This window comes from Pacificoceanicola algae (assembly GCF_049341065.1).
Classification (GTDB): Bacteria; Pseudomonadota; Alphaproteobacteria; order Rhodobacterales; family Rhodobacteraceae; genus Pacificoceanicola.
The window spans coordinates 221,120-245,679 of sequence record NZ_JBMPIX010000006.1 but is presented as its reverse complement, the minus strand read 5'-3'; the positions used below and the strand labels follow the sequence as shown (position 1 = coordinate 245,679).

The window sequence follows — 24,560 nt, the reverse complement described above, 5'->3', positions numbered from 1 at the left end:
ATTCATTAATTCGAAAGACTTCCTCAATGTCACAGACCGTTCAACGCGCGCTGAAGATCGTCAATGAAAAGGGGCTGCATGCCCGCGCCTCGGCCAAATTGGTCGAGGTCGTCGAAGGATTTGACGCCACGGCCGAGGTCAATCGCGATGGTATGTCCGCGAGTGGAGACAGCATCATGGGTCTTTTGATGTTGGCAGCCGCCAAGGGAACCACTATTGAGGTTCAAACCTCGGGGCCGGATGCCGAGGCGCTGGCCGATGCGGTTGAGGCGCTGGTTGCAGACCGCTTTGGGGAAGAGTGTTAGGCGCGAAATGGGCGCCTCGGATGAGACCATTGCCCGGCCGGAAAGTCGCTCGGGCCAAAAAGACGGGACAAAGACGGGCATGGTCGAAAGCACACATGCGCCTGCCACTGGCAAGAACGGCCCGTCCAATCCTGCCCCCTATGATAAGCGCAAGGTCAGCTACGCCAATACATTCACCAACCCGTGGAAGGCCAACACCATCCGCGCAATGGAATGGCTGACGGGCAAGATCCCGATGCTGCGCATGGTCCGCCGCTTTGAACGCATGGGCCCAGCCGAAGGCCAGGCCTTTTGGACCCAAGCCCTTGGCATCATGGGGATCGACCTGCAAACGCCGGATGATCAGATCGCGCGCATCCCAAAGAGCGGGCCGGTAATTGTCGTGGCCAACCATCCTCATGGTCTGGTGGACGGCATGGTTTTGGCCGAACTGATCGGACGCGTGCGCACCGATTACAAGATCCTCACCCGCTCTCTTTTGACCGGAGTGAAAGAGATCGAACCATTCATGATCCCGGTGCCTTTTCCCCATGAACAGGACGCCCGCGAGCAAAGCCTCGAGATGCGTGCCCGCGCAATGACGCATCTGAAAGACGGCGGCGTGATCGTGTTGTTCCCGTCAGGCGTGGTGGCCCATTCCGAAACATGGTTCGGACCCGCCATCGAGGCAGGCTGGAATCCGTTTACAGCCAAGATGGTGCAGCGCTCTGGCGCGACCGTGGTGCCTGTCTACTTTCCAGGTCAGAATAGCCGCGCTTATCAGATCGCCAACAAACTGTCGGCAACAATTCGGCAGGGGTTGTTGATCCACGAGGTCATACATGCCTGCAAACGCCCGCAGAAACCGGTGGTTGGTACGCCGATTTCTCCAGAAGACATCAAGACGTTTTCCGGAGGCCAGCGCGAATTCGTCGCTTGGTTGAGGGATCAGACGCTGGGTCTGAAGGACGGCTGAGGCGCCTCGGGCCTAGGTGATCCGACGCAGGTCGGGCCATTGGTAGACCACGTGGACAAAGCCGCGCGGATCGGCCTCCTCCCCCATCAATTCCGCCCCGAGATGTTCATAGAAACTTCGTGCCGGGGCATTGCTGTCCAGCACCTCGATCCAGGCGCGGTCAAAGCCCTGCGGCTGGATGGCGGCGAAACAGGCCGAGAGCAAGGCGCGCCCGTAGCCTTTGCCATGATAAGCCTGAAGAACGTAGAGCGAGTCCACCTGCGCCATGCTGGCATCCCGCGCCGAGACCAGATTGACAGAGGCAAAGCCGACGATCTTTGCGTCTGGCGCCGCGACGAACACCCGTCGTTTGGCATCCGGGTGTTCCGGGAGCCTCTGCCAGAAGGCAAGCCGTTTATCAAAGCTCTGCGCATCGATGAGCGCATCGGGCAACAGGCCGCGATAGGTCTCTTCCCAAGCCTGAACGTGGACGCTTGCGATGGCGCGCGCGTCCGCCGTTTGGGCTGGTCGGATCATCGTGTCGGCACAGGTGTATCGCCGCGGTAATCGTAGAAACCACGTTGCGACTTGCGCCCAAGCCAACCAGCCTCGACATATTTGGTGAGAAGCGGGCAAGGGCGGTACTTGGTATCCGCCAGCCCGTCATGCAGCACGTTCATGATCGCAAGACAGGTGTCCAATCCGATAAAATCCGCCAGTTCAAGCGGACCCATGGGGTGGTTCGCGCCCAGTTTCATCGACTGGTCGATCGAGTTAACGTTTCCGACGCCTTCATAGAGTGTATAGACCGCTTCGTTGATCATCGGCATCAGGATGCGGTTGACGATGAACGCCGGGAAATCTTCGGCCGAGGCTGCTGTTTTACCCAGTTTTTCAACGACGCCAAGGCAGGCATCGTAGGTGGGTTTGTCCGTCGCGATGCCACGGATCAATTCCACCAGCTGCATCACCGGCACGGGGTTCATGAAGTGAAACCCCATGAACCGTTCCGGACGGTCCGTGCGTGACGCCAGCCGCGTGATCGAAATGGACGAGGTGTTCGAAGTCAGGATGGTATGCGGCGCAAGGTCGGGCAGCAGTGTCTCGAAGATCTTGTTCTTGACCTCCTCGCGTTCGGTCGCGGCTTCGATCACAAGATCCGTCTGAGCAATGTCCTGCAAGGCCATCGTGGTCGTAATGCGGGCCATGGCGCTGTCACGTTCGTCGGCGGTAATCTTTTCGCGGCTGACCTGGCGATCCAGATTCTTGCCGATCAGCGCAATGGCATTGTCCAGCGACTCTTGGCTGATGTCATTGAGCCGCACCTCATAGCCCGCAAGGGCCATCACATGTGCGATCCCGTTGCCCATCTGGCCTGCGCCGACAACGCCTATTGATTTGATCTCCATGGGACAATCCTTTGATGCTCGGGCCAACCTTATGCCCGCTTTCAGGGGGGCTGCAAGGGCAGGTGTCTCAACTTATTGACGCATTTTTACTTTAGGAAAATCGCAATCTGTCTGAGCGATTCTCGATCTTGGGTGAGAAGAATATAGGTGGGTGTCATGACATGCCATTCCGGTGGGCCGGGGGCTCTTGAATATTATCCATGCAGGTATGGGAACTCCCGCGTTTTGTTTCGCGGCCCCCAAAGTCATATGGATGGGGATTACATCGCCTTTCTGGGCGGGATCGAAACATACGGTCGTTTCATTGCAAAACCATTCCCGAATTTGGTGGGGCAGATTTTGTCGGTGGAATGCGTCAACTTTGGCTTGGTGAATGCCGGGGTCGATCTGTATCTTAACGATCCTGCTGTGCTGGATCTGGCGGGCGGCGCTGTGGCCAAGGTGATTCAGGTCATGGGCGCTCAGAATATGTCCAATCGTTATTACATGGTGCATCCGCGCCGGAATGATCGCTTTCTTCGGGCCTCGGAAAAGTTGGAAAAGCTCTTCCCTGAAGTGGATTTTACCGAATTCCACTTCAATCGGCACATGTTGGCCCGCCTATCCGAAATCTCGGAAGATCGGGCAGCGATTGTCATCGAAGAATTGCGCACGGCTTGGGTGGCCCGGATGAAGCATATTCTCACCATCATTCGTGGGAAGGTGGTTTTGTTGTGGTTCGCCGACCATCCGGTTTCGGAAGGGGGCGTGTCGCCGAACGCGCGCGACCCGCTGTTCGTAACGCGGTCCATGATCGAAACGCTTCGACCACGTGTGGCGTCGGTGGTTGAGGTGGTCCAATCCGAGGATGCGGCGCTTCAAGGCACGTTGGGGATGACTTTCAACGATTTTGAGGCCTGTGCGGCGACCGAATTGATGGGCCCGATGGCTCATGCCGAAGCGGCCGACTCGCTGGTCGAGGTTTTGGGTCCGATTGTGGGCAATGGGCTGGCATAGACTGGTCGCTTGGGCAGATGGGTTGCCGCGCCGACCTGCGTAAACCAAGGAAAAAAGCCCGCCAAAATTGGCGGGCTTTGGTATTCTTTTTAGATGAAAGGCGGAAGAACCGCCCTCACGTTACAGCTTTTCGGTGAGTTCCGGCACCGCTGTGAACAGGTCGGCGACGAGGCCGAAGTCGGCGACCTGGAAGATCGGGGCCTCTTCGTCCTTGTTGATGGCGACGATGATCTTGCTGTCCTTCATGCCCGCGAGGTGCTGGATCGCGCCCGAGATGCCGACGGCAACGTAAAGATCCGGCGCCACGACCTTGCCGGTCTGGCCAACCTGCCAGTCGTTCGGGGCAAAGCCGCTGTCAACCGCGGCGCGTGATGCGCCAACTGCGGCACCCAGCTTGTCGGCGAGGGCTTCGATGATCTTAAAGTCCTCTTCCGACCCGACGCCGCGTCCGCCGGACACCACGACACCAGCCGAGGTCAACTCGGGGCGGTCGCTGGCCGCGACCTTGTCTTCGACCCATTCCGACAGGCCCGAGGCCGCGGCGCCGCCGATGTTTTCGACCGGCGCCGAGCCGCCCGTGCCCGCTGCATCAAAGGTCGAGGTCCGGAAGGAGATCACCTTGGTCGCGTCCGAGGATTTGACCGTCTGGATCGCGTTGCCGGCATAGATCGGGCGTTCAAACGTATCGGCATCAACGACGCCCGAAACGTCTGTCAGCACCATCACGTCCAGCAGCGCCGCGACGCGCGGCAGCACGTTCTTGGCGTCGGTGGTCGCAGGCGCGACGATGTGGCTGTAATCACCAGCCAGGCCGACAATCAGATCCGCCGTGGCCTCGGCCAGACGATGACCCAGCGCGGCGTCTTCGGCGACCAGAACCTTGGCCACGCCGTCGATTGTCGCCGCTTCGGCGCCGGCCTCGGCCGCCGATCCGCCCGCGCAAAGCACGGTCACATCGCCAAGCGCCTTCGCGGCGGTCACGGCCTTTGCGGTGGCGTCCATCGCCAGCGCGCCGTCATTGACTTCTGCAAGAAGAAGAACAGCCATTATACAGCCCCCACCTCTTTGAGTTTCGCAATCAGCTCGTCGACCGAGCCTACCTTGATCCCGGCGGCCCGTTCAGCGGGCTCCGAGGTTTTGACAACCGTCAGGCGCGGCGTGACATCGACGCCGTAGTCAGCGGCGGTCTTTTCATCCAGCGGCTTTTTCTTGGCCTTCATGATGTTCGGCAGCGACGCATAGCGCGGCTCGTTCAGGCGCAGATCGACCGTGACAACGGTGGGCATCTTGACCGAAATCGTCTGCAGGCCGCCGTCAACCTCGCGGGTGACTTTCGCGGTGCCGTCTTCGATCTCCAGCTCCGAGGCGAAGGTCGCCTGACTCCAACCCAGCAGCGCCGAGAGCATCTGTCCGGTGGCGTTCATGTCGTTGTCGATCGCCTGCTTGCCGCACAGAACCAGCCCGGGCTGCTCCTCTTCGACAACCTTGGCAAGGATCTTGGCGACGGCCAGCGGCTCGATGTCCTGATGCACATCCTCGGCGGCGACCACCAGAATGGCGCGATCCGCGCCCATGGCCAGCGCGTTGCGCAGCGTGTCGGTGGATTGTTTCACACCGATCGAGACCACCACAACCTCAGAGGCCTTGCCGGCCTCTTTCAGGCGGATCGCCTCTTCGACGGCAATCTCGTCGAACGGGTTCATCGACATTTTGACATTGGCGAGATCGACACCGCTCCCGTCCGCTTTCACACGAACCTTCACGTTGTAGTCAATCACGCGTTTGACGGGCACCAAAACCTTCATCGGCGTTCCTCTCCTTGGTCTGGCACGGCGGGTTCTGCCGCGCGGCAATCCTCGGACAGGGTGATACCGCGCCACTGCCCGGGGAAACAGAGCAAAATCGTCTTGTTAGCGCCAAAGGACGTCGCGTTTTTGAACCTGAGGCAAGTTGGTTGGGCGTTTTTTCCGAAATACTGGCGCCCAGCGAAGGCTTTAGTGGCAGATTCGCTGCCTGGCCCGCTGTTGGGCAAGTCGTCAGTTCAGCCGTTTTTGATCGCAAATATTCTGAAGGTCACGCCATTCATTGGCATCCATCAAGGGGGCGGCGATAAAGCCTGACGGTGTTGCGGCCCGCGCTGCTGCAATCCGATCTCCCAGCGCCGGGTGCGACAGGAAATGCGCGACGATGCCATCGTGATCACCGCCGAGTGCGCGGAACCGTTCGAACATATCCGCAAGGGCAGACGGCGTCAGGCCCGCCTTGAGCATGGCGGCATGTGCATAGACATCGGCCGAAGCTTCGGCGCCTTGCGAGTATTGCGCGTCGATCAGGCGTTCGGTCAGAAACAGGACCAAAGCGCCGCCCGCAAAATCTCCGAACATCAGTCCCAGAACGCCGATGGACCCGGCTGAGCGCAGGGCGTGGCGCGTCGGATCGCGGCTGACCACATGGCCGATCTCATGGGCAAAGACGGCGGCGACCTCTTCGGGTGAACCGGTGGCCTCGATCAGGCCCCTGAAGAAAACAATATGCCCGCCTGGCAGGGCGAAAGCATTGACCATGTCGTGGTCAAGCACATAGACCGACAGCCCCGTCGGCAAATCGGTCACGTCCTCCAGCCGGGCTTGAAGGGTTTCGAGCGCCGCGCGGCCCTTGGTCGCCTCGCAAAAGGCGATGGGGGCAAAGCCGGTTTCGTCCATGGCATCGCGAATCTGGGTCAGGGTGACCTCTCCCAGCGCGCGTTCGCCTTCGGGCGGGATAAAGACCGCAAGTTGGTCGGCCATGATGGGCACCAGCACAAAGACGATCGTCACAACCGAGGCCACAGCCGCCGCAGCCCATTTGAGCAAAGGGCCACGCCTGGTCACCGGGGCGGCTTTGAGGCGCTTGGGAAATCGCAGTTCAAAGCTGCGATCCGGCAGGATCAGCCGCTGCACAGGGTCGTTCGCCCGGCGTATCAGCAAAAGGTCGCGTTGGGCCTGATCGGGAACTTCGCGCACCTCGTCCAGCGGCCAGTCGATGCTGCCCCCGACCAGCGCTTGCCGATCTTCGTCAATGCGCAGGGTGATCGGCTGTTGCGAGCCGGTTTCGCCGTCCAGTAGCAGGGCGCGGGTTTCTATCTGCACCGTCATATCGAGGCCGCAACATCCAGCGCCTCGGCAAAACCTTCGGCCTCGGAATGTTCATCCCGGGGGCGCTGGCGGATCGCGGAAAGCAGGTCGGCGCCTTGCAGGGTCAGGCCGCGCGCGTAATGCCGGATCACCGGCATGGTCACCAAGGCATGCGTGAGAGCGGACCAAACCAGAAAGATCGCGAAATAGGACATCACACTGAGGGCGATGATCACCCAACGGTTGGCGCCATCCAGAAGAACGGGGAAATCCTCGACCCCCAGATCGACCAGCGTTTCCAGCGATTGCAGTTGCAGGAACAGCAGACCAAGCACCGCAATCGGCACCATCGCCACGAGCCCTGCCAACGTATAGCCAAAGATATGGATCCACAGTATCCGCATCGGGCTGGCCTTAAGGGTCAGGGAAATTCCGTCCAGCGTCTTGGTTGCCGTCAGGCGGCGCAGGCTGTCGACCTTGTAGTAAACAAACCCAAAAGCGCCCATGAAACCCGCAACAATGCAGCCAATGATGCCCACCGCGACGCTGCCCACCGCAAGCAGGAACGTTGCAGCAACCGCCAGCGCCGCCGCGAAAAAGAGCCATTTCATGGAGCGATACAGCATGCTCCACCTGCCGCCCTGTGCCATGCGGCGATCACCAAAGAAAGTGCGATCAGTTTGGTATTTTTCCAGCCGAAAGGTCATCAGAGGCCAAAGCAACCCAGCTGAGAGAAGCATCAGCAGCCAATACCCCATCGCTCGAAAGGCATAGCCCCAGGCTCCGGGTTCAAGCCCAAAGCGCAGGCCCAGCCATCGGGTGCGGGCCAGCACATAGCGGCGGGCGCGGTACTGCGCATAGAACCAGATCGGCACGACGCCGATGAAGGACAGCAGGTAAGCGGCGGTATTGCCTTGCAACAAGGCAAAGCTGGCGAACATAAGCAGCAGGTTCACGACGCCGATGTAGAAGGCCAAGATCACGACGGCGACCAGAAAGCCCAGCAGCTTTTCCAGCGGATCGCCAACGTATTCCATCGGGAGCCCGCCGATCCGGATCGCCGACCAATACCACCGGCGCAGCCGCGTCTTCATCCAGAACCGGTAAACGCCAAGCGTGAGAACGGTCAGAACACCGGTCTTGAAGGCCAGTGCGAAGAGGCCGGACCTCGTGCCGTGAAACTCAGTCGTCAGCGGCGGTTGGATCGTCGGCGCGTCCCATGGCCCTTCATGATGCGTTTCGGTCAAATCCTGCCCTCGTCAGTCATCTCAACACAAAACACCGGGGCAAGCTTCTGGGTAAAGTCAGTTAAACCGGTTGTCCCTGGGAAAGCCGCGCGGCGCCATGCGGCCTGTCCCGGCCCGCTTGCCAATCCATTCCTCAAGCGCGGTTTCGGTGCGCGTCCGCCCGGCGGGATCAAGCCAAGACAGCCCTTGGGCAAGCGCAAAGGTGCGGGCGTCGGACATGCCTCCATCCTTGTACTTTTGCAGGCGCACACCCTTGCCGCGGCCCATCTCGGGCAGTTCATCCAGCGCAAAGATCAGCACTTTGCGGTTTTCGCCGACCACGGCAACATGATCGCCGCTGACGGTTTTGCAGACGCGGGCGCGCACGTCGCCTTTGACGTTCAGAACCTGTTTGCCAGCGCGGGTCTGGGCGATCACATCATTTTCCGGCACGATGAACCCATCGCCCGCCGAAGAGGCGACCAGCAGTTTGCTGTCGGGCTTGTGGATGAACAGATCGACGATCTCGGCCTCGTTCGGCAGATCGACGATCAGACGCAGGGGTTCACCCATGCCGCGGCCGCCGGGCAGAGTGGCCGCCGACAGCGTGTAAAAGCGCCCGTTCGAGCCAAAGGCCAGAAGACGGTCCGTGGTCTCCGCATGGAAGATGAAGCGCGGCCCGTCACCGTCCTTGAACTTCAGTTCGCGGGTCAGGTCGATATGGCCGGTCATCGCCCGGATCCAGCCCATTTGCGAGCAGACCACGGTGATCGGTTCGCGTTCGATCATCGCCTCAAGCGGCACATCCTCGGCCTCGGAGGCTTCGGAGAAGGCGGTGCGCCGGGCGCCGCCCTCGTAGCCTTTGCCAAAGGCCTTGCGGACCTCGCGCAGCTGTTCGGCGATGCGCGACCACTGCAATTCGCCCGAGTCGAGCAGGTCTTCAAGGCCCGCGCGTTCTTCCATCAGCTTGTCGCGCTCGTTGACCAGTTCAAGTTCCTCAAGGCGGCGCAAGGAGCGCAGCCGCATGTTGAGGATCGCCTCGGCCTGAACGTCCGACAGACCTTCGGACCGGCCGACAAAGCGGGCGGGCACCTTGGCGTCGGTGCCATCATCGGCCAGAACGCCGCGTGCGATGGCATCGGGGTCTTCGCGCAACTCCAGCGATTTGACGTCGATCCCCGCCAGCGGCGAACGATAATCGCTTTCATCGGTGGCGCGCACGATGGTGGCCTGATGCGGCTTGGACCAATCTTCGTACATCAAGGCGGCCTTGGGATCATCGTCATAGCGGATGATGTCGATTACGCGGTCGAGGTTCAGGAAAGCAACGATCAGGCCTTCGAGCACCTCAAGGCGGTTGTCGATCTTGGCCATGCGGTGCCTGGCGCGGCGGATAAGCACTTCGCGGCGGAAGTCGAGGAAGGCGCGCAACACCTCTTTGAGCGAACAGACCTTTGGCGTCACGCCGTCAATCAGCACGTTCATGTTGAGACTGAACCGGGTTTCCAGATCCGAGTTGCGGAACAGCAGGTTCATCAGCACATCGGGGTCGACGTTCTTGGACTTGGGCTCCAGCACCATGCGGATGTCTTCGGCGCTTTCGTCGCGGACATCGGCAAGGATCGGGACTTTCTTGGTCTGGATCAACTCGGCGATGCGTTCGACCAGCTTGGATTTTTGTACCTGGTAGGGGATCTCGGTCACGATGGCCTGCCATGTGCCGCGGCCCAGATCTTCGACCTCCCACTTCGCGCGCAGGCGGATGCTGCCGCGCCCGGTGCGATAGGCGTTCGCGATGTTCTCTGCCGGTTCCACGATCACCCCGCCGGTGGGAAAATCCGGGCCGGGAACATATTGCAACAGCGTGTCGTCGCGTGCATCGGGCGCTTTGATCAGATGCAGGCAGGCGTCGATCAGCTCGCCAATGTTGTGGGGCGGGATATTGGTCGCCATACCCACCGCAATCCCGCTTGAGCCGTTGGCCAGAAGGTTGGGGTAGGCCGCCGGAAGCACCGAAGGTTCCTGCAGGCGACCATCGTAATTGTCGCGGAAATCGACGGCGTTCTCGTCCAGCCCATCCAGCAGGGCTTCGGACATCACGGTCATGCGCGCCTCGGTATAGCGCGAGGCGGCGGGGTTATCGCCGTCGATGTTGCCAAAGTTGCCCTGGCCGTCGACCAGCGGATAACGGATGGTGAAATCCTGCGCGAGCCGTGCCATGGCGTCATAGATCGCGGCATCGCCATGCGGATGGAAATCCCCCATGGTGTCGCCGCTGATCTTGGCAGATTTAAGGAAACCGCCCGAGGATGACAGGCGCAGACGCCGCATGGCGTACAGAATCCGCCGGTGCACCGGCTTCAGCCCGTCGCGGGCATCAGGCAGCGCCCGGTGCATGATGGTCGACAGGGCATAGGTCAGATAGCGGTCGCCGATCGCGCGGCGCAGCGTCTCGGACAACTGCCGGGGGTTCATGTTGGGGTCGATTGTATCGTCATCCATAGATGCTGTGATACCGTTGCGCATTGGCACCGTAAAGAAGGACTCTGGGAAAAACGCCGGGAATTTCCCTTAGCCGCGAAAGGGGAATCGGTTAACACTATGGGCTAACGCGAATTCTGCGCGCGGTTTACATGGTGTTTGGGTCGTTTTCGGGGGGGTAAGCGATGACAAGAATTATTCTTGTGACGTTCTGTTTTTTGGGTTGGGCATGGTTTGAGGTGTCCGGCGGACGCGATTTTGAGCCCGGCAACCATTCATTGGCCGTGCTTGCCCCCTTTGATGCACAGCCTGCCCCGAAGTCCGAGCGTGTTGCCGTTGTCAGCACCAAGTCAGCCCCGGCACCCGAGCCCGAGGTAACCCGGACAAGCGGCATGGGCACCAGTCTGGCCGACGTCAGCAACCTGTCCATAGTCTCGTTTCCCGCCCAGAACACGCAGCCCGAGCCGGAAAAAGTGGCGGCAGTGATCGCCTCTGATCCCGTCCCGGCCGCCGTTGTGATCGCGGCGTCCAGCATTGATTATCGGTTGGTGACGGGCACCCGCGTGAACCTGCGCAGTGGACCGGGCACTGGCTTTGACGTGGTGGCCAAATTGCTGCGCGGCGACAAAGTCGAAGTGTTGCAGGACGAAGATTCAGGCTGGGTCCGGCTGCGCACGCTCAGAGGCAGCGACGTGGGCTGGATGTCCGACACCTTTCTTGCCTCTGCCGATTAAAGCGAAAAACGCTCTTTTCGCGGTGGGGCTGCTCGCCTAAACCACGCGGATGAGAGAAAAATCCATCCTGATTACCGGCTGTTCCTCGGGCATCGGCTATGACGCGGCGCACGGGCTTAGGGCGCGCGGCTGGCGCGTTTTTGCCTCCTGCCGACAAGACGCAGACTGCGCCGGCCTGCGTGCCGAGGGCTTTGAAAGCCCGCAATTGGATTACACCGAACCTGGCAGCCTCAAGGCTGCCTTGGCCGAGGTGCTTGAGGCCACGGGCGGCACTCTGGACGTTTTGTTCAACAATGGTGCCTATGCTTTGCCCGGCGCCGCCGAGGATCTGCCCGCCGATGCCCTGCGCGCGGCGTTTGAGGCAAACGTCTTTGGCTGGCACGATCTGACGACACAGGTCATCCCGATCATGCGGGCGCAGGGCCATGGCCGGATCGTCAACCATTCTTCCGTTTTGGGGTTGGTGGTGCAGCCGTGGCGGGCGGCCTACAACTGTACCAAGTTCGCGATGGAAGGGCTGACCGATACGCTGCGTCTTGAGATGCGCGACACGCCGATCCACGTCATCACCCTGAACACCGGGCCAGTGACCTCAAAGATTCGCGCGAATGCGATCCCGCATTTCGAAAAATGGATCGACTGGAAGTCCTCGCCCCGCGCTGCGCAGTATCAGGAAACGCTGTTGCCACGCCTTTACGAAGATCGTGGCCCCGATCCTTTTGAACTGCCGCCCTCGGCGGTCACTCGCAAACTTGTCCATGCCTGCGAGGCAAGCCGCCCGAGGCCGCGATACTACATCACGACGCCGACCTATATCTCGGGCGTGGCCCGCAGGCTTTTGACGACCCGCGCGTTGGACTGGCTTTTGACCAAAGGCACTTAGACGGGTTCGCTTTTCATGCAGATGCCGCTATGTGACACTGAAAGCTGTAGGAGGCTGTCGTGACCAAAGATCCTCTTTTCATCGTCGTAGCCGTTGCCATGCTTTTTGTGGTGGCGGTTCTGCTTTTCGGCATCGGTTCATTTGCCAAAGGCGGAGAGTTCAACAAGAAATATGCGAACAAGGCCATGCGTCTGCGGATTGCAGCCCAATTTGTGGCGGTTGTGCTGATCCTATTGTTCGTCTGGATTCGCCGGGGAGGCTGACAACATGGTTGTCCTGAACAAGATTTATACGCGGACCGGCGACAAGGGCGACACCGCGCTTGGCAACGGTGCGCGGGTGGCAAAGTTCGACCACAGGGTTGAGGCATACGGCACATCGGATGAGCTGAATTGCGTGGTTGGCATGGCGCGGCTGCATGCCGAAGGTGACGTGGATGCGGCGCTGAGCCGGATTCAGAACGACCTTTTCGATCTGGGCGCTGATCTGTGCCGCCCCGACATGGAAAAAGACAACGAATCCGAATACCCGGTGCTGCGTATGGTCTCCTCGCAGGTGGACAGGCTGGAACGCGAAATCGACGCGATGAACGCCCGGCTGGAACCTCTGCGCAGCTTTATCCTGCCCGGCGGGTCGGCCCTGTCGGCCTATTTGCACATGTGCCGGACTGTGGCCCGGCGGGCGGAACGTCTGGCGGTGCAACTGGCCTCGGTCGAGACGGTGAACCCCGATGCGGTGAAGTATCTCAACCGCTTGTCCGATTGGTTCTTTGTCGCGGCGCGGATCGCCAATGATGATGGCCGCGCGGATGTCTTGTGGGTTCCGGGCGCAAACCGCTAGACGGGTTCGGCCTCCAACCAGACACCGCCTTGGGGACGCAGGGTCAGGATCATCACCGGCTCTGGATCCCGTCCCTTCACCGCCTTGAAGCGGAAATTCGCGAGCAGGGTTGCCAGTACCAGTACCGCCTCCTGAAGGGCGAACGAAGCACCAATGCAAATGCGCGGCCCGTCGCCGAACGGCAAATAAGCGTAGCGGTCGGGTTTGCCTGCTTCCCAGCGCGCAGGTCGAAAGGCGTCGGGTTCATCCCAAAGCAGGTGGCTGCGGTGCAGGGCGTAGATTGGCAGGATCACCGTGTCGCCCTTGCGAATGTGCCGCCCGCAAAGCTCGTCATCGGCCATCGCAGTGCGCGACACCATCCCGGCTGGCGGATACAGCCGCAAGGCTTCGTCCACGATCCGCCGGATCAGCGGCAGTTTTTCGACATCCGCGCCAGTGGCCGCACCGTCTTTGACCACTGAAAGCACTTCGGTGCGGGCCTCCTCCTGAACTTTTGGATCAAAGGCCAAAAGGTAAAGCGACCATGCCAGCGTCAGGGCAGTCGTCTCGTGCCCGGCGACGATGAAGGTCAACAGGTTGTCGCGCAGTTCGGCAGTGTTCATGCGCCGCTTGGTTTCGGGATCTTCGCCTGCCAGCAACAGGTCAAGCAGATCCGGAACGTCCTCGGCACCGCGCTGACCGCGCGACTCGATTGCGGTATCGGCGACCTTTTTCATTTGTGCCACCGCGCCTGCCGAAAAGACGCGCCCGGGGCGCGGCACCCAGTCAGGAAAGCCCAGAAGGTCGAACAACGAGATTTTCCCCGCCTCTGAGATATAGGCGTCGATCGCCCCGTGTACGCTGTCGCGGTCAAACCCCTCATCTCCGGAAAAGGTCACGTCCGAGATCACGTCAAAGGTCAGGCTGACCATCTCATCCAGAAAGTTGATCGCCCGCGGGCCAGCCTCGTGGATACGCTGAACTGACCGCTTGGCGGCACCCGTCATCACTGGCGAAAGGTTCATCACGTTCCGATGGCTGAAAACCGGGGCGGCGGTGCGCCGTTGCCAGCGCCAGTGCGCCCCCTCAGCAATAAAAAGGGATTCGCCGATGGCCGGGCGCAGCAGGTTCTTGGTGACCACGGACTTGGGATATTGATCCAGCTTTTCCAGCAGCACCTGCTTGTTTCCCGCCGGATCCATCAGCATGTGCCAGCGCTTTCCGGTCTTGCCCGACAGGATCGGCTGACGCGTCGCCACTTCGGGGATGATGGACAGCACATTGCGGCGCGAGGCCTGAAGGCTGTCCCAAATGCCCATCGGCCGCGTCACAAGGGGGACCCGGACGGGCAGGGGGGCAAGGATCGGTTGTTGATCTGTCATAGGCTTAATGTAGGTCCGGGCAAGACACAGGCAAAGCCCCATTGATTGCAAGGCGCCCCGCTTTCGCGCTATCAAAACCGGGACGATGAAAAGGGGGGATCCATGATCCGCATTCTTGCTGCCTTTGCGCTGGTTCTGGGGCTTGCTGCCTGTACCGACACGCCCGCTGACCTGTCACGGCCCGTCGTGGATCTTGGCGACTTCAAACTTGGCCATTCCGAGGTTGTCGCGCCCAACCTGCAACAGCTTCTGGTCTCGCGCGAAGCGACGGCGGAAGAATGGACCAAGGTGGTCGATGACGCGATGGAAGCGCGTTTCCGCCGCTACACCGGCGATAAGTTCTATCACCTTGGGATCAGCGTCGAGGCATACTCCTTGCCGCCCCCGATCGTGCCGGGAAAATCGGCGCTGGCCTTGAACGTCACCGTTTGGGATGACGCTGCCAAGGCCAAGATGAACGCCAAGCCGAAGGCAATTCACGTCATCAAGGTTTTCGAATCGCGTCTTTCCAAGAACCGCGACGATCAAATGCGCGGATTGGCCCAGGAAGCGGCGCTGCTGGTCGAAAAGTGGATGCGCGAGCAGCAGGAGGCCGAAGGGTGGTTCGGCAGTGTGTCAGAAGAGGCCGAGGCCGCCGATGGCTGAGTGACGCAACTGAGCATCAGAACCCGGACAAAAACGGGCGGTGTCTTGCCGCCCGTTTTTGTTTTTGATTTCAGAGCGTCTCAAAGGCGTATGGGGGTCGTGCGTTTGGTGATGGTCCACAGGCCCGAGTACAAGGAGTACAGCGAATGTTGAGAAGAACGGTTTTGCTAGCGATGATGATGGCCGGATTGAGCGCCTGCATGAGCAGCGAGCCGGCGGCGAAAGTCACGCCGATTCCCGTGGGCCGGGTCAGCGTATCGCTGGCCGAAAACGCCTCCTACGGATTGTTGCAGTCAACGCAGGACCCTGCGCTGGCCAAGTCCTTTTCCGCGAAATTGGGGGCGGCACTGAATGCCGATGCCGTGACGCGCGGTGCCGCGAATACGGCCGAAGTCGTGGTGAGCCGTGTCACCATCCAGTCCGGTGCAAGCCGCACTGTGGCGGCCGCAGAAAGCAGGGTGACAGGGGATGTGATCGTGCGCGACGGCAGCGGCAAGACCCTGCGCCGCATCGACGATGTGAGTTTTGCCAACAAGGCGGCGCGCAACACCTCGACGATCAACGGCCTGCCCATCGGAGCGCTTATTTCCATGGCGAACAACGCCCAGAACGCGTCGCCGGAGAAGCAGATCAGCCTGCTCGCGCAGGGCTTCTCCAAGGTGATCGCAGGCCAACTCGGGCGGTAACGCAGGGCACGGCGGGGCCAATCCGGGCGAAGCCTGCAATCAGTCGGGCATCGCCGCGCTTACCCACTTGATTTTCCGCGCTCAAGCCAATAAACGGCGCGCGATGCAAACCCGGGTCCGCGTGTGGCCCCTTTAACCGTGAGGCGTCTCAAAGATGGCAAAGGAAAAGTTTGAACGCGGCAAGCCGCATTGCAACATCGGCACGATTGGTCACGTTGACCACGGCAAGACGACGCTGACGGCGGCGATCACCAAGTATTTTGGTGACTTCAAGGCCTACGACCAGATCGACGGCGCGCCGGAAGAAAAAGCCCGCGGGATCACGATCTCGACCGCGCACGTGGAATACGAGACCGATGCGCGTCACTATGCGCACGTCGACTGCCCCGGCCACGCCGACTACGTCAAGAACATGATCACCGGTGCTGCCCAGATGGACGGCGCGATCCTGGTTGTGAACGCTGCTGACGGCCCGATGCCGCAGACCCGCGAGCACATCCTGCTGGGCCGCCAGGTGGGTATCCCTGCCATGGTCGTGTTCATGAACAAGGTTGACCAGGTCGACGACGAAGAGCTGCTCGAGCTGGTGGAAATGGAAATCCGCGAGCTTCTGTCGGCCTATGACTACCCCGGCGACGATATTCCGATCATCGCGGGCTCGGCTCTGGCCGCAATGGAAGGCCGTGATCCCGAGATCGGCGAGAACAAGATCCGTGAACTGATGCAGGCCGTGGATGACTACATCCCGCAGCCGGCACGTGCGGTTGACCAGCCCTTCCTGATGCCGATCGAAGACGTGTTCTCGATCTCGGGTCGTGGTACGGTTGTGACCGGTCGTGTTGAGCGCGGCGTTGTGAACGTTGGCGACGAGATCGAAATCGTCGGCATCCGCGACACCACCAAGACGACCTGCACGGGCGTTGAAATGTTCCGCAAGCTGCTGGATCGCGGTGAAGCGGGCGACAACATCGGCGCCCTGCTGCGCGGTGTTGACCGTGAAGGCGTTGAGCGTGGCCAGGTTCTGTGTAAGCCGGGTTCGGTCAAGCCGCACACCAAGTTCGAAGCCGAGGTCTACATCCTGACCAAGGACGAAGGTGGCCGTCACACGCCGTTCTTCGCGAACTACCGCCCGCAGTTCTACTTCCGCACGACGGACGTGACCGGCACGGTTCAGCTTCCCGAGGGCACCGAGATGGTGATGCCGGGCGACAACCTGAAGTTCGAAGTCGAACTGATCGCCCCGATCGCGATGGAAGACGGCCTGCGCTTCGCCATCCGCGAAGGCGGCCGCACCGTCGGCTCCGGCGTCGTCTCGAAGGTCATCGAGTAAGACGCGATCCCGATAAATCTTCGGGAACAGAAGACATTAAGAGGCCGCCCATTTGGGCGGCCTTTTTCTTTTGTCAGTGCCTTTGTAGCAAAGCCCCAACATCTGGGTGATCGGCAGAGTGGCCCACCGCGCGTTGGGGAGTGCAGCGCGCGGCGGGCAGAGCTGTGATCACCCGCGGATCCAGGCTTTGACGCGGCTGCTCTTGTCGCCCTCGCTGTCGCCGGAATGGATGATCGACAGGATCACATCCACGTCCTGTGCGGTCAGGTTGGACAAGTCCGCCTGCGGGGCAAAGTTGCGGATCGAATTCAGGTCCGCTTGGTTGACGGTCATGGCCTGTGCTGCGCCTGCGGTGGTTGCGATGGCAAGGACGGCTGTTGCGATCATACGTTTCATGTGATGTTCCTTTTTCTTGTGTGGGGGCTTTCCCCGTTTCCGAGTTTGTTTGTGCCGGGCTGTTTGCCTGACACCAATCAACTTAGGGGCGGGGCCGGGAAACCTGAAATCACGAAGAAATATCAATGGGTTCACACAAATGTGCCCTTGAAGATGATCGACGTTGACCCGGCCCCTGTGTGCGTTTGCACAGCTTTGGTGCGGATCAATGTTTATTGGTCGAAAATGCCCTATCCGAAGATGCAGGTAGGTGATCTGAACGCGAGAACTCTGAAAGTGTCCGTGCGATCACATAATTTTGTGCAGCCGGATTTCGCCCTTTGTTTCAAGACGTGCTCTGCTGCGTGAAGCGCCGTGTCTGGTTTCGTGATGCCAAAGATAATCCGAGGGCGGCAAAAGGCGCTTTTCCGGGTTGCAAAGCGCGCCGCGCTTTCGTAGATGAGGCGTCGGACCTTAGGGGTATAGCTCAGCTGGTAGAGCGACGGTCTCCAAAACCGTAGGTCGCGGGTTCGAACCCTGCTGCCCCTGCCATTTTCCAAATATGTGACGATCGCTTCCCGGCCGCCGGCGCGCTGAGCTATTGTGCTGTGCGCTTGCAAAAAAAAGGGGCCGCGCGTGGCGGCCCCTTGTCGTTTCACAGTGATCAATCAGCTTGCAAGCGCGCTGTTGATGGCGCTTTCAATGGCGTCGTCGTCACCGCTGGTCAGCGCGGCGCGAATCTGGCGGCTTTCAACGGCGTCGATTTTCGAGAAATCCGCGTTCGGGGCGACGTTGAGGATTTTCGCCTCTTCCACTTCGGTGAAATCCGCGGGCTCGACCATTGTATCGTTTGCCGTCAGCGTGCTCAGAGTGCGCTCGATCGCATCGTTATCACCTGCCGCAATGGCAAGGCGCAATTCGGAGATCTCGGCGTCGGTCAGCAGCGAAAAGTCGACACTGGGATCCACGTTCTTGATCGTGCCCATTTCGACAGCGGTCAACGGTTCGACGTTCAACGCGTTCCTGGCTGTGACAACAGCCTTCATCTTGTCGATCTTGTCGGCGTCTGATCCTTCGGAGGTCGCGATGACCAACAGTTCATCCACCTGCGCTTCGCTCAGCAGTTCAACATCGACCGTCGGCAGATAGCTTTGGAGCATATTCAGTTGGCCCGAAGTTGCGGCAAAGGCGCCGGTTGCAAGAGTTGCAGCAAGAGCGGTTGTGGCAAAAAGGCGTTTCATAGGTGATCTCCTTTATTCTCAATCTTGGGGAAGCTTGGCGCCGCCCCATCGTCTGACACCCCAACGACCGCGTGCCTTAGCCGTTCCAAGTTTTTCCTTCACCGTCCTGTGAGGTCGCCGTGATGTGAGGATTGGCGCAGACATGGGCCAAGGGATTTGGCCGTGCCTGCGCAACAGGCTTGTAATTCGGAAGTCGCGCGCGTAGATACGCCCGAAATCGAGACATCGAGAAAAAGGCAGCCCGGCATGGCCCGCACCACCAATCCGTTTCAATTCATCCAGCAAGTCCGTGCTGAAGTTTCCAAGGTTGTCTGGCCCTCGCGCCGCGAGGTCGTGCTTACGACAGTCATGGTCTTTATCATGGCGACCTTGACGGCCATCTTCTTTGCGCTGGTCGATATCCTGATCCGCACTGGCCTCCAGGGTGTCTTGACGCTCTTTGGCTGATCCCTGCATGCAGACCCCTTGAATTCACGGGGGCTTGGCGGTAGGGACACGGCATTGAATGAAGGGCGTGCACTGATTCGAGTTGCACGCCGCTTTTTTGTTTCCTCGGCGCACTACGACGGGGATGAACGGAAAGGTCGGGCCAGGGGCCGGACCATGGAACGAGGGTGAGGCCAGATGGCAAAGCGGTGGTATTCGGTGAGCGTGCTCTCGAACTTCGAAAAGAAAATCGCTGAGCAGATCCGTACTGCAGTAGAAGAGCAGGAACTTCACGATCAGATCGACGAAGTGCTGGTTCCCACCGAAGAGGTGATCGAGGTCCGTCGCGGCAAGAAGGTCACGACCGAGCGCCGATTTATGCCCGGCTACGTTCTGGTCCACATGGAAATGTCGGACCGTGGCTATCATCTGGTCAACAGCATCAACCGCGTCACCGGGTTTCTTGGGCCGCAGGGCCGCCCGATGCCGATGCGCGATGCCGAGGTCGAAGCGATCCTTGGCCGCGTTCAGGAAAACGAAGACGCGCCGCGGACGCTCATCCACTTTGAAACGGGCGAGAAGGTCAAGGTCAACGACGGCCCGTTCGAAGGCTTCGATGGCATGGTCGAGGGCGTGGACGAAGACAACCAGCGCCTGCGCGTGTCCGTATCGATCTTTGGTCGGGAGACCCCTGTCGAATTGGAATTCACTCAGGTCTCCAAGCAGTAAGCGCCGCGTTTTTGCAGGCAAATGTCGGGGGCGCCTTTGGGGCGCCCTTTTTCGTTGTAAAGGCTTTGGGTTTTTGACATCAAATGCTTGGAGGGGCGCTGAGAGCGGCGCGCTGACTGAGTTGTGTCCAATCTGTGCGAGTTGCGTTCTTCCATGACAACAGATCCCTTGATTGTTCGAGACGTCTCGCTTTCCGGAAGTGATCAGTTGCGGCGGGACATTGCGTGTATCGCAGTGGCACGGGATTTTTTCGGAGTGCAGGTCGACGCGGCGGCGATTGCGCAGCTGGAAGCCGCGGATATGGGGGCGGCCGCCTTTTATGCGCTCGGGTCCGAGTGTTTGCCAACGGCATGGGACTGTTGGGGCATGGTGCTGCATTCCGCGACGTCTGACGATCCGGGCATCATTGACGTTGTCCCCGGCATCTATCGGACGCTGGGCTTTGATCGGGTTGCCGATTTGTGGGAAGAGCACGCGTCGTTTCTGCGCACGATCCGATTTGAAAAGGTTGCTCCGAATGAAGGCGACGATCTGGATGAGCTGATGCCCGACATGGATGGCGGGTACTACCTGATGCAAGATCGCGCCGCATTCGAGCAGGGCTGCGAAGAACGGGCCTCGGCCTCGGCCTCGGTTTTCAGGGGTGCAGGATTGCCATCGGTGGATGTGGCGGCCGAGATGTCGGTGTTGTTCAATCTCGAAGGGGTCAGCGAAGAGGCGTTCGATGTCTATTGGGCCCGGCGGATCACCGAGACCCCGAAATTTGCAAGCTATGCCCCCGAGTGGCCGGATGATGCCTGGATCGGGCCGATTGACCCTTTTGGATGGCTGACGCGGCGGCATCAGGCGGCGCTGCGGGCGCATGGCTTTGAGTATAGCTTTGCCTTTTGGGAGCGCGAAGACGGCGATGATCGCGGCGCGTTGTGGATACAGACGGACAAGGGGCCGCTTCGGCTGTTCGACAGCACCGATGCGCTCTCAATGCGCAGCAACTTCCCGGTGCGCGTCTCCAGCCTTGACGGCACGCCGTTGTTCGATCTGACCCGTGACGATGTTCCCGACTGGCTGTTCGACGTAAGCCAGAATACCTGGGCACGCAAACAGCGCCTTGCGCGGTTTTGGCCGAAATTCCTGCGCTAGCGATGACCGGCGTGCCAGGACACCGCCAAAACCCGTTGCTTTTGCCTATGCGGGGTTGATCGCTTTCCAAAGCTGCGATATGCGCCGGGCTTCGGTGGTCTGCGATGAGTCGCAGGCCGTCGCCATCGTGGGAGGCGAGGGTATCGCGATATCCGGACCTGACCACGCAACTCACCAGCCCCAAGAACGCGTTCGCGGGGTGTTGTAAAGGAGACAGCCAATGGCCAAGAAGCTTGCTGGCAAGATGAAGCTGCAGATCCCTGCAGGCAAAGCCAACCCCTCGCCGCCCGTGGGCCCCGCCCTGGGTCAGCGCGGCATCAACATCATGGAATTCTGCAAGGCGTTCAACGCCAAGACGCAGGAAATGGAGCCCGGCGCGCCGTGCCCGACCGTGATCACCTACTATCAGGACAAGTCCTTCACCATGGACATCAAGACGCCGCCCGCGTCTTACTACCTGAAGAAAGCCGCTGGCCTGAAGCCCGTGGGCAAGCGTAACCGCCCCCGTGGTGCCGAGAACCCCGGTCGTGAGACAATCGCATCCGTGACCGTCAAGCAGGTCCGTGAAATCGCCGAAGCCAAGATGAAAGATCTCTCGGCGAACGACGTGGAAGCGGCAATGAAGATCATCGTTGGCTCTGCCACGTCGATGGGCATCGAGGTTAAGTAATATGGCAAAGCTTGGAAAACGTACCCGCGCAGCCCGCGAAGCTTTTGCTGGCAAAGAAGACATCACCGTCGAAGAAGCCGTCGCACTGATCAAGGGCAACTCGAACACCAAGTTCGACGAGACCGTTGAAATCGCGATGAACCTTGGTGTTGACCCGCGTCACGCTGACCAGATGGTTCGCGGCGTTGTCGGCCTGCCGAACGGCACCGGCAAAACCGTGCGCGTTGCGGTCTTTGCCCGTGGCCCGAAAGCAGACGAAGCTCTGGCCGCTGGCGCAGACATCGTTGGCGCAGAGGATCTGATGGAAACCGTTCAGGGCGGCACCATCGACTTTGACCGCTGCATCGCAACCCCGGACATGATGCCGATCGTCGGTCGTCTGGGTAAGGTGCTTGGCCCGCGCAACCTGATGCCGAACCCCAAGGTTGGCACTGTGACCATGGATGTCGCCGAGGCCGTAAAGGCTGCCAAAGGCGGTCAGGTTCAGTTCAAGGCCGAGAAAGCCGGCGTGGTTCACGCAGGCGTTGGCAAGGTCTCCTTCGACGAGGCCAAGCTTGCCGAAAACATCCGCGCATTTGTCGCGGCGGTTTCTGCAGCCAAGCCGACCGGCGCCAAGGGCACCTACATGAAGAAGATCGCTCTGAGCTCTTCCATGGGCCCGGGGGTTTCCGTCGACGTGTCCAACGCGACCGGCAACTGATCAACGATCACAATTTTTCGGAAAAGGCAGGCCCGCGTGGCCTGCCTTTTTCTTTGTTTGAAAGACTGCGTTAGGGTTTCGGCGGGAGAACAAACAGAGTGTGTCCATGCGATAGGGTCTTTTTATGCTTCGGTTTCTCGTACTTGGGTTTGTCTTGGTCACCGGTTCATTTGGAACGGCGGGCTTGGCGATGGAAGGCCTCAAACCCCCGGCAATTCTGACCGTATCCGGTGCGCTTCCCGCGCGGATGAACACCAACTTGCTGCGGTTTGACCGGGAAATGCTGGCAAGCCGCGGTTGGCACGAATTCCAGACAATCACGTCGCTCGACACTAAAGAGCGTCGGCTTTCCGGAGTGACCCTTGGCGCTTTCTTGTCATCGCTTGGCATTGACGGAGGCACGTTGCGCGCGGTCTCGGCCCAGGATGACGTTCTGGAAATAGCGTTTTCTGATGCCCTGCAACAAAGCGCCCTTTTGGCGTTGGACCTGAATGGACGACCGCTGGGTGTGCAGGAGATGGGTCCGATCTGGCTGGTCTTTCCTGTGACCAAGGAAGAGGCGGCAGAGCGAAATTTCGTCAACCAGACGGTTGTTCAACTGGTCCGGATTGAGATCGCACGCTAGAGGCTGTGCATCAAAGGGGGCGGGGCTAAGAGCGCCCGGTTTCCATCATTTCAAAGTGCTCGTGCCAACCGCCGCAGGAGATGGGTTGGCAAGCTATCCAAAAACAGGTAGCCAGCGCTCTGAGGGCACCTGCGTGATTCGTCGGTGTCCTCTATTTCGTCCGAGACGGTGGGTTGGCCCTGGCCTGTAATTCCTGCCTGAGACGGGAAGAGACATCTCTCCGGGTGCATTCGTGCGCCGGGCTCAAGTGATGCGACGCCCCTCGGACTTCTTGGTTGGCAATTGCCAGCTGGAATGAGCCGGAGGGTCCGCCCTCCACAATTTGGAGTGAAACTGTGGATAGAGCCCAGAAAGAGAAATTGGTCGAGGAACTCGGCCAGATCTTCGAAAGCTCTGGCGTCGTGGTGGTTAGCCGCTACGAAGGTCTCACAGTTGCCGAGATGCAGGATCTTCGGGGGCGTGCACGCGCTGCCGATGCTTCGGTCCGCGTCGCCAAGAACAGGCTCGCCAAGATCGCCCTCGAGGGTTCGCAGTGCGCAAGCATTGCCGCTCTTCTCGATGGCATGACCGTACTGACCTATTCCGAAGACCCCGTGGCAGCTGCCAAGGTGGTCGAGGATTTCGCCAAGGATAACAAGAAATTTGAGATCCTCGGCGGGAACATGGGCGGAACGGCTCTGGACCGGTCCGGTGTCGAAGCCGTGTCGAAAATGCCGTCGCGCGAGGAGCTTATTGCTTCCATCGTCGGCTGCATCGGCGCACCCGCATCGAACATCGCCGGCGCTATTGGCGCACCTGCATCGAACATCGCTTCCATCCTCTCCACTATCGAGGAAAAAGCGGCGTAAGGCAGCTGAAAGGATCTTCGCAGGGTTTAGGCCCACGCGTTGGAACACATCTTATATAACGGAAAGAGTCTCAAAATGGCTGATCTGAAAGCACTTGCTGAGCAAATCGTCAACCTGACGCTGCTTGAAGCACAAGAACTGAAAACCATCCTCAAGGACGAGTATGGCATCGAGCCCGCCGCTGGCGGCGCTGTGATGATGGCCGGCCCCGCAGGCGACGCCGGTGGCGACGCTGCTGAGGAGCAGACCGAATTTGACGTGATCCTCAAGTCGGCTGGCGACAAGAAGATCAACGTGATCAAAGAAGTCCGCGGCATCACCGGTCTTGGCCTGAAAGAAGCCAAAGACCTCGTCGAAGCCGGTGGCAAGGCCGTCAAAGAAGGCGTTTCCAAGGACGAAGCCGAGGAAATCAAGAAGAAGCTCGAAGAGGCAGGCGCCGAAGTCGAGCTCAAGTAATTCCGGCCTTCGGGCTGTTTTTGCAAGGCAAGCGCTCCCGGTCGGGGGCGCTTGTTTTTTTGTGCGATGCCTTTTCAGGGAAGGGGAATTTCCAAGCGACGCTCAACTTTTCGAGAGGCTGGCGGGGTTCGCCCCGAAAAGACGGATTTTGGCGGTGGCCTGAAATGGCGGCTTTGTTCATTGTAAACGCTCTGTTTATCCTGTCTGCATCGCAACTTGACCTTTTGCGCGACTTTTGCCATTGTCTACTAACGGCAAAAGTCAGCAAATCCCCGTAGGGGGACTTGCGTTCTTGTTGTTCACCGAATATTCGGAAGTCTCCCGCGGGTTCGAGCGATTCGAAGCCGCTTTTTGTCTGTTGCAGGCTGTGAGGTGGCTCCGAAGCACTATTGAAACCGCATCCCATA

28 protein-coding genes and 1 tRNA gene are annotated in these 24,560 nt (G+C 59.9%); 19 read left to right on the top strand and 10 right to left on the bottom strand.

Annotated elements, in window-relative coordinates:
* Nucleotides 1-26 precede the first annotated feature (26 nt).
* Both ACOYQJ_RS11760 and ACOYQJ_RS11755 read left to right on the top strand, forming a co-directional pair.
* A complete protein-coding gene (locus ACOYQJ_RS11760) occupies nucleotides 27-305 on the top strand; it encodes an HPr family phosphocarrier protein (protein ID WP_422906210.1) in 279 nt (92 codons plus the stop codon).
* 79 nt (nucleotides 306-384) lie between these two features.
* The gene (locus ACOYQJ_RS11755) at nucleotides 385-1,260 is read left to right on the top strand and encodes a lysophospholipid acyltransferase family protein (protein ID WP_422906209.1); all 876 of its coding nucleotides are present in this window, start codon (nucleotides 385-387) and stop codon (nucleotides 1,258-1,260) included.
* A 12-nt stretch (nucleotides 1,261-1,272) separates the two neighbouring features.
* Here ACOYQJ_RS11755 and ACOYQJ_RS11750 read toward each other — a convergent pair whose 3' ends face one another.
* Both ACOYQJ_RS11750 and ACOYQJ_RS11745 read right to left on the bottom strand, forming a co-directional pair.
* Nucleotides 1,273-1,776, bottom strand: coding sequence for a GNAT family N-acetyltransferase (locus ACOYQJ_RS11750; RefSeq protein WP_422906208.1), 504 nt, complete (start codon nucleotides 1,774-1,776; stop codon nucleotides 1,273-1,275).
* The gene (locus ACOYQJ_RS11745) at nucleotides 1,773-2,648 is read right to left on the bottom strand and encodes a 3-hydroxybutyryl-CoA dehydrogenase (protein ID WP_422906207.1); all 876 of its coding nucleotides are present in this window, start codon (nucleotides 2,646-2,648) and stop codon (nucleotides 1,773-1,775) included. The genes ACOYQJ_RS11750 and ACOYQJ_RS11745 overlap by 4 nt, the downstream gene beginning before the upstream one ends.
* A gap of 156 nt (nucleotides 2,649-2,804) precedes the next feature.
* Between ACOYQJ_RS11745 and ACOYQJ_RS11740 the strand changes: the two genes are divergently transcribed.
* The gene (locus tag ACOYQJ_RS11740; RefSeq protein ID WP_422906206.1) at nucleotides 2,805-3,644 is read left to right on the top strand and encodes a DUF6473 family protein; all 840 of its coding nucleotides are present in this window, start codon (nucleotides 2,805-2,807) and stop codon (nucleotides 3,642-3,644) included.
* 120 nt (nucleotides 3,645-3,764) lie between these two features.
* Here ACOYQJ_RS11740 and ACOYQJ_RS11735 read toward each other — a convergent pair whose 3' ends face one another.
* From ACOYQJ_RS11735 to ACOYQJ_RS11715, 5 genes are all read right to left on the bottom strand, one after another.
* Nucleotides 3,765-4,691, bottom strand: coding sequence for an electron transfer flavoprotein subunit alpha/FixB family protein (locus ACOYQJ_RS11735; RefSeq protein ID WP_422906205.1), 927 nt, complete (start codon nucleotides 4,689-4,691; stop codon nucleotides 3,765-3,767).
* Nucleotides 4,691-5,449 carry an electron transfer flavoprotein subunit beta/FixA family protein gene (locus ACOYQJ_RS11730; RefSeq protein WP_422906204.1) on the bottom strand — a complete coding sequence of 253 codons (759 nt, stop codon included), beginning with the start codon at nucleotides 5,447-5,449 and terminating at the stop codon, nucleotides 4,691-4,693. Before ACOYQJ_RS11730 ends, ACOYQJ_RS11735 begins: the two co-directional genes overlap by 1 nt.
* 231 nt (nucleotides 5,450-5,680) lie before the next feature.
* Nucleotides 5,681-6,778, bottom strand: coding sequence for a M48 family metallopeptidase (locus ACOYQJ_RS11725; protein ID WP_422906203.1), 1,098 nt, complete (start codon nucleotides 6,776-6,778; stop codon nucleotides 5,681-5,683).
* Nucleotides 6,775-8,004: a DUF898 family protein gene (locus ACOYQJ_RS11720; protein WP_422906202.1), complete on the bottom strand. Its 1,230-nt coding sequence runs from the start codon at nucleotides 8,002-8,004 to the stop codon at nucleotides 6,775-6,777. Before ACOYQJ_RS11720 ends, ACOYQJ_RS11725 begins: the two co-directional genes overlap by 4 nt.
* 57 nt (nucleotides 8,005-8,061) lie before the next feature.
* Nucleotides 8,062-10,485 carry a DNA topoisomerase IV subunit A gene (locus tag ACOYQJ_RS11715; protein ID WP_422906201.1) on the bottom strand — a complete coding sequence of 808 codons (2,424 nt, stop codon included), beginning with the start codon at nucleotides 10,483-10,485 and terminating at the stop codon, nucleotides 8,062-8,064.
* Between the two features lie 164 nt (nucleotides 10,486-10,649).
* Between ACOYQJ_RS11715 and ACOYQJ_RS11710 the strand changes: the two genes are divergently transcribed.
* The 4 genes from ACOYQJ_RS11710 to ACOYQJ_RS11695 are packed head-to-tail and all read left to right on the top strand — an operon-like array spanning nucleotide 10,650 to nucleotide 12,921.
* Nucleotides 10,650-11,198, top strand: coding sequence for an SH3 domain-containing protein (locus tag ACOYQJ_RS11710; RefSeq protein ID WP_422906200.1), 549 nt, complete (start codon nucleotides 10,650-10,652; stop codon nucleotides 11,196-11,198).
* A gap of 49 nt (nucleotides 11,199-11,247) precedes the next feature.
* Nucleotides 11,248-12,081, top strand: a complete 834-nt coding sequence (locus ACOYQJ_RS11705; protein ID WP_422906199.1) for an SDR family NAD(P)-dependent oxidoreductase — start codon at nucleotides 11,248-11,250, stop codon at nucleotides 12,079-12,081.
* Between the two features lie 59 nt (nucleotides 12,082-12,140).
* Nucleotides 12,141-12,344 carry a twin transmembrane helix small protein gene (locus ACOYQJ_RS11700; RefSeq protein WP_422906198.1) on the top strand — a complete coding sequence of 68 codons (204 nt, stop codon included), beginning with the start codon at nucleotides 12,141-12,143 and terminating at the stop codon, nucleotides 12,342-12,344.
* A 4-nt stretch (nucleotides 12,345-12,348) separates the two neighbouring features.
* Nucleotides 12,349-12,921, top strand: coding sequence for a cob(I)yrinic acid a,c-diamide adenosyltransferase (locus ACOYQJ_RS11695; RefSeq protein WP_422906197.1), 573 nt, complete (start codon nucleotides 12,349-12,351; stop codon nucleotides 12,919-12,921).
* Here the strand turns inward: ACOYQJ_RS11695 and ACOYQJ_RS11690 are convergent.
* Complete coding sequence (locus ACOYQJ_RS11690) at nucleotides 12,918-14,282, bottom strand: cytochrome P450 (protein ID WP_422906196.1); 1,365 nt, start codon at nucleotides 14,280-14,282, stop codon at nucleotides 12,918-12,920. The two genes, ACOYQJ_RS11695 and ACOYQJ_RS11690, sit on opposite strands and share 4 nt — an antisense overlap.
* A gap of 102 nt (nucleotides 14,283-14,384) precedes the next feature.
* Here ACOYQJ_RS11690 and ACOYQJ_RS11685 point away from each other — a divergent pair, with 102 nt between their 5' ends.
* From ACOYQJ_RS11685 to tuf, 3 genes are all read left to right on the top strand, one after another.
* Entirely contained in the window at nucleotides 14,385-14,927 is a 543-nt protein-coding gene (locus tag ACOYQJ_RS11685; protein WP_422906195.1) for a hypothetical protein, read from the top strand.
* A gap of 146 nt (nucleotides 14,928-15,073) precedes the next feature.
* Nucleotides 15,074-15,613: a hypothetical protein gene (locus ACOYQJ_RS11680; protein WP_422906194.1), complete on the top strand. Its 540-nt coding sequence runs from the start codon at nucleotides 15,074-15,076 to the stop codon at nucleotides 15,611-15,613.
* Between the two features lie 154 nt (nucleotides 15,614-15,767).
* The gene (gene tuf / locus ACOYQJ_RS11675; RefSeq protein WP_422906177.1) at nucleotides 15,768-16,943 is read left to right on the top strand and encodes an elongation factor Tu; all 1,176 of its coding nucleotides are present in this window, start codon (nucleotides 15,768-15,770) and stop codon (nucleotides 16,941-16,943) included.
* Between the two features lie 168 nt (nucleotides 16,944-17,111).
* On the opposite strand, the gene ACOYQJ_RS11670 is transcribed toward tuf, so the two are convergent.
* Nucleotides 17,112-17,339 carry a hypothetical protein gene (locus tag ACOYQJ_RS11670; protein ID WP_422906193.1) on the bottom strand — a complete coding sequence of 76 codons (228 nt, stop codon included), beginning with the start codon at nucleotides 17,337-17,339 and terminating at the stop codon, nucleotides 17,112-17,114.
* A gap of 455 nt (nucleotides 17,340-17,794) precedes the next feature.
* Here ACOYQJ_RS11670 and ACOYQJ_RS11665 point away from each other — a divergent pair.
* Nucleotides 17,795-17,870: transfer RNA gene (locus ACOYQJ_RS11665), tRNA-Trp, on the top strand.
* Between the two features lie 116 nt (nucleotides 17,871-17,986).
* Here ACOYQJ_RS11665 and ACOYQJ_RS11660 read toward each other — a convergent pair.
* A complete protein-coding gene (locus ACOYQJ_RS11660; protein WP_422906192.1) occupies nucleotides 17,987-18,559 on the bottom strand; it encodes a hypothetical protein in 573 nt (190 codons plus the stop codon).
* Between the two features lie 246 nt (nucleotides 18,560-18,805).
* On the opposite strand from ACOYQJ_RS11660, the gene secE reads away from it, so the two are divergent.
* The 8 genes from secE to rplL all read left to right on the top strand — a co-directional run bounded on the left by secE (nucleotide 18,806) and on the right by rplL (nucleotide 24,153).
* Nucleotides 18,806-19,006, top strand: coding sequence for a preprotein translocase subunit SecE (secE, locus tag ACOYQJ_RS11655; protein ID WP_422906191.1), 201 nt, complete (start codon nucleotides 18,806-18,808; stop codon nucleotides 19,004-19,006).
* A 177-nt stretch (nucleotides 19,007-19,183) separates the two neighbouring features.
* Nucleotides 19,184-19,714 carry a transcription termination/antitermination protein NusG gene (gene nusG / locus ACOYQJ_RS11650; protein WP_422906190.1) on the top strand — a complete coding sequence of 177 codons (531 nt, stop codon included), beginning with the start codon at nucleotides 19,184-19,186 and terminating at the stop codon, nucleotides 19,712-19,714.
* Nucleotides 19,715-19,867: 153 nt separating this feature from the next.
* Nucleotides 19,868-20,854 (top strand): hypothetical protein, encoded by a 987-nt coding sequence (locus tag ACOYQJ_RS11645; protein ID WP_422906189.1) that lies wholly within the window; start codon nucleotides 19,868-19,870, stop codon nucleotides 20,852-20,854.
* A gap of 220 nt (nucleotides 20,855-21,074) precedes the next feature.
* Nucleotides 21,075-21,524, top strand: a complete 450-nt coding sequence (gene rplK, locus ACOYQJ_RS11640) for a 50S ribosomal protein L11 (RefSeq protein ID WP_422906188.1) — start codon at nucleotides 21,075-21,077, stop codon at nucleotides 21,522-21,524.
* 1 nt (nucleotide 21,525) lies between these two features.
* The gene (gene rplA / locus ACOYQJ_RS11635) at nucleotides 21,526-22,224 is read left to right on the top strand and encodes a 50S ribosomal protein L1 (RefSeq protein WP_422906187.1); all 699 of its coding nucleotides are present in this window, start codon (nucleotides 21,526-21,528) and stop codon (nucleotides 22,222-22,224) included.
* A gap of 124 nt (nucleotides 22,225-22,348) precedes the next feature.
* Nucleotides 22,349-22,849, top strand: a complete 501-nt coding sequence (locus ACOYQJ_RS11630) for a putative pterin-binding protein (protein WP_422906186.1) — start codon at nucleotides 22,349-22,351, stop codon at nucleotides 22,847-22,849.
* 335 nt (nucleotides 22,850-23,184) lie between these two features.
* Nucleotides 23,185-23,697, top strand: coding sequence for a 50S ribosomal protein L10 (gene rplJ, locus ACOYQJ_RS11625; protein WP_422906185.1), 513 nt, complete (start codon nucleotides 23,185-23,187; stop codon nucleotides 23,695-23,697).
* A gap of 75 nt (nucleotides 23,698-23,772) precedes the next feature.
* The gene (gene rplL / locus ACOYQJ_RS11620) at nucleotides 23,773-24,153 is read left to right on the top strand and encodes a 50S ribosomal protein L7/L12 (RefSeq protein WP_422906184.1); all 381 of its coding nucleotides are present in this window, start codon (nucleotides 23,773-23,775) and stop codon (nucleotides 24,151-24,153) included.
* Nucleotides 24,154-24,560: the final 407 nt, after the last annotated feature.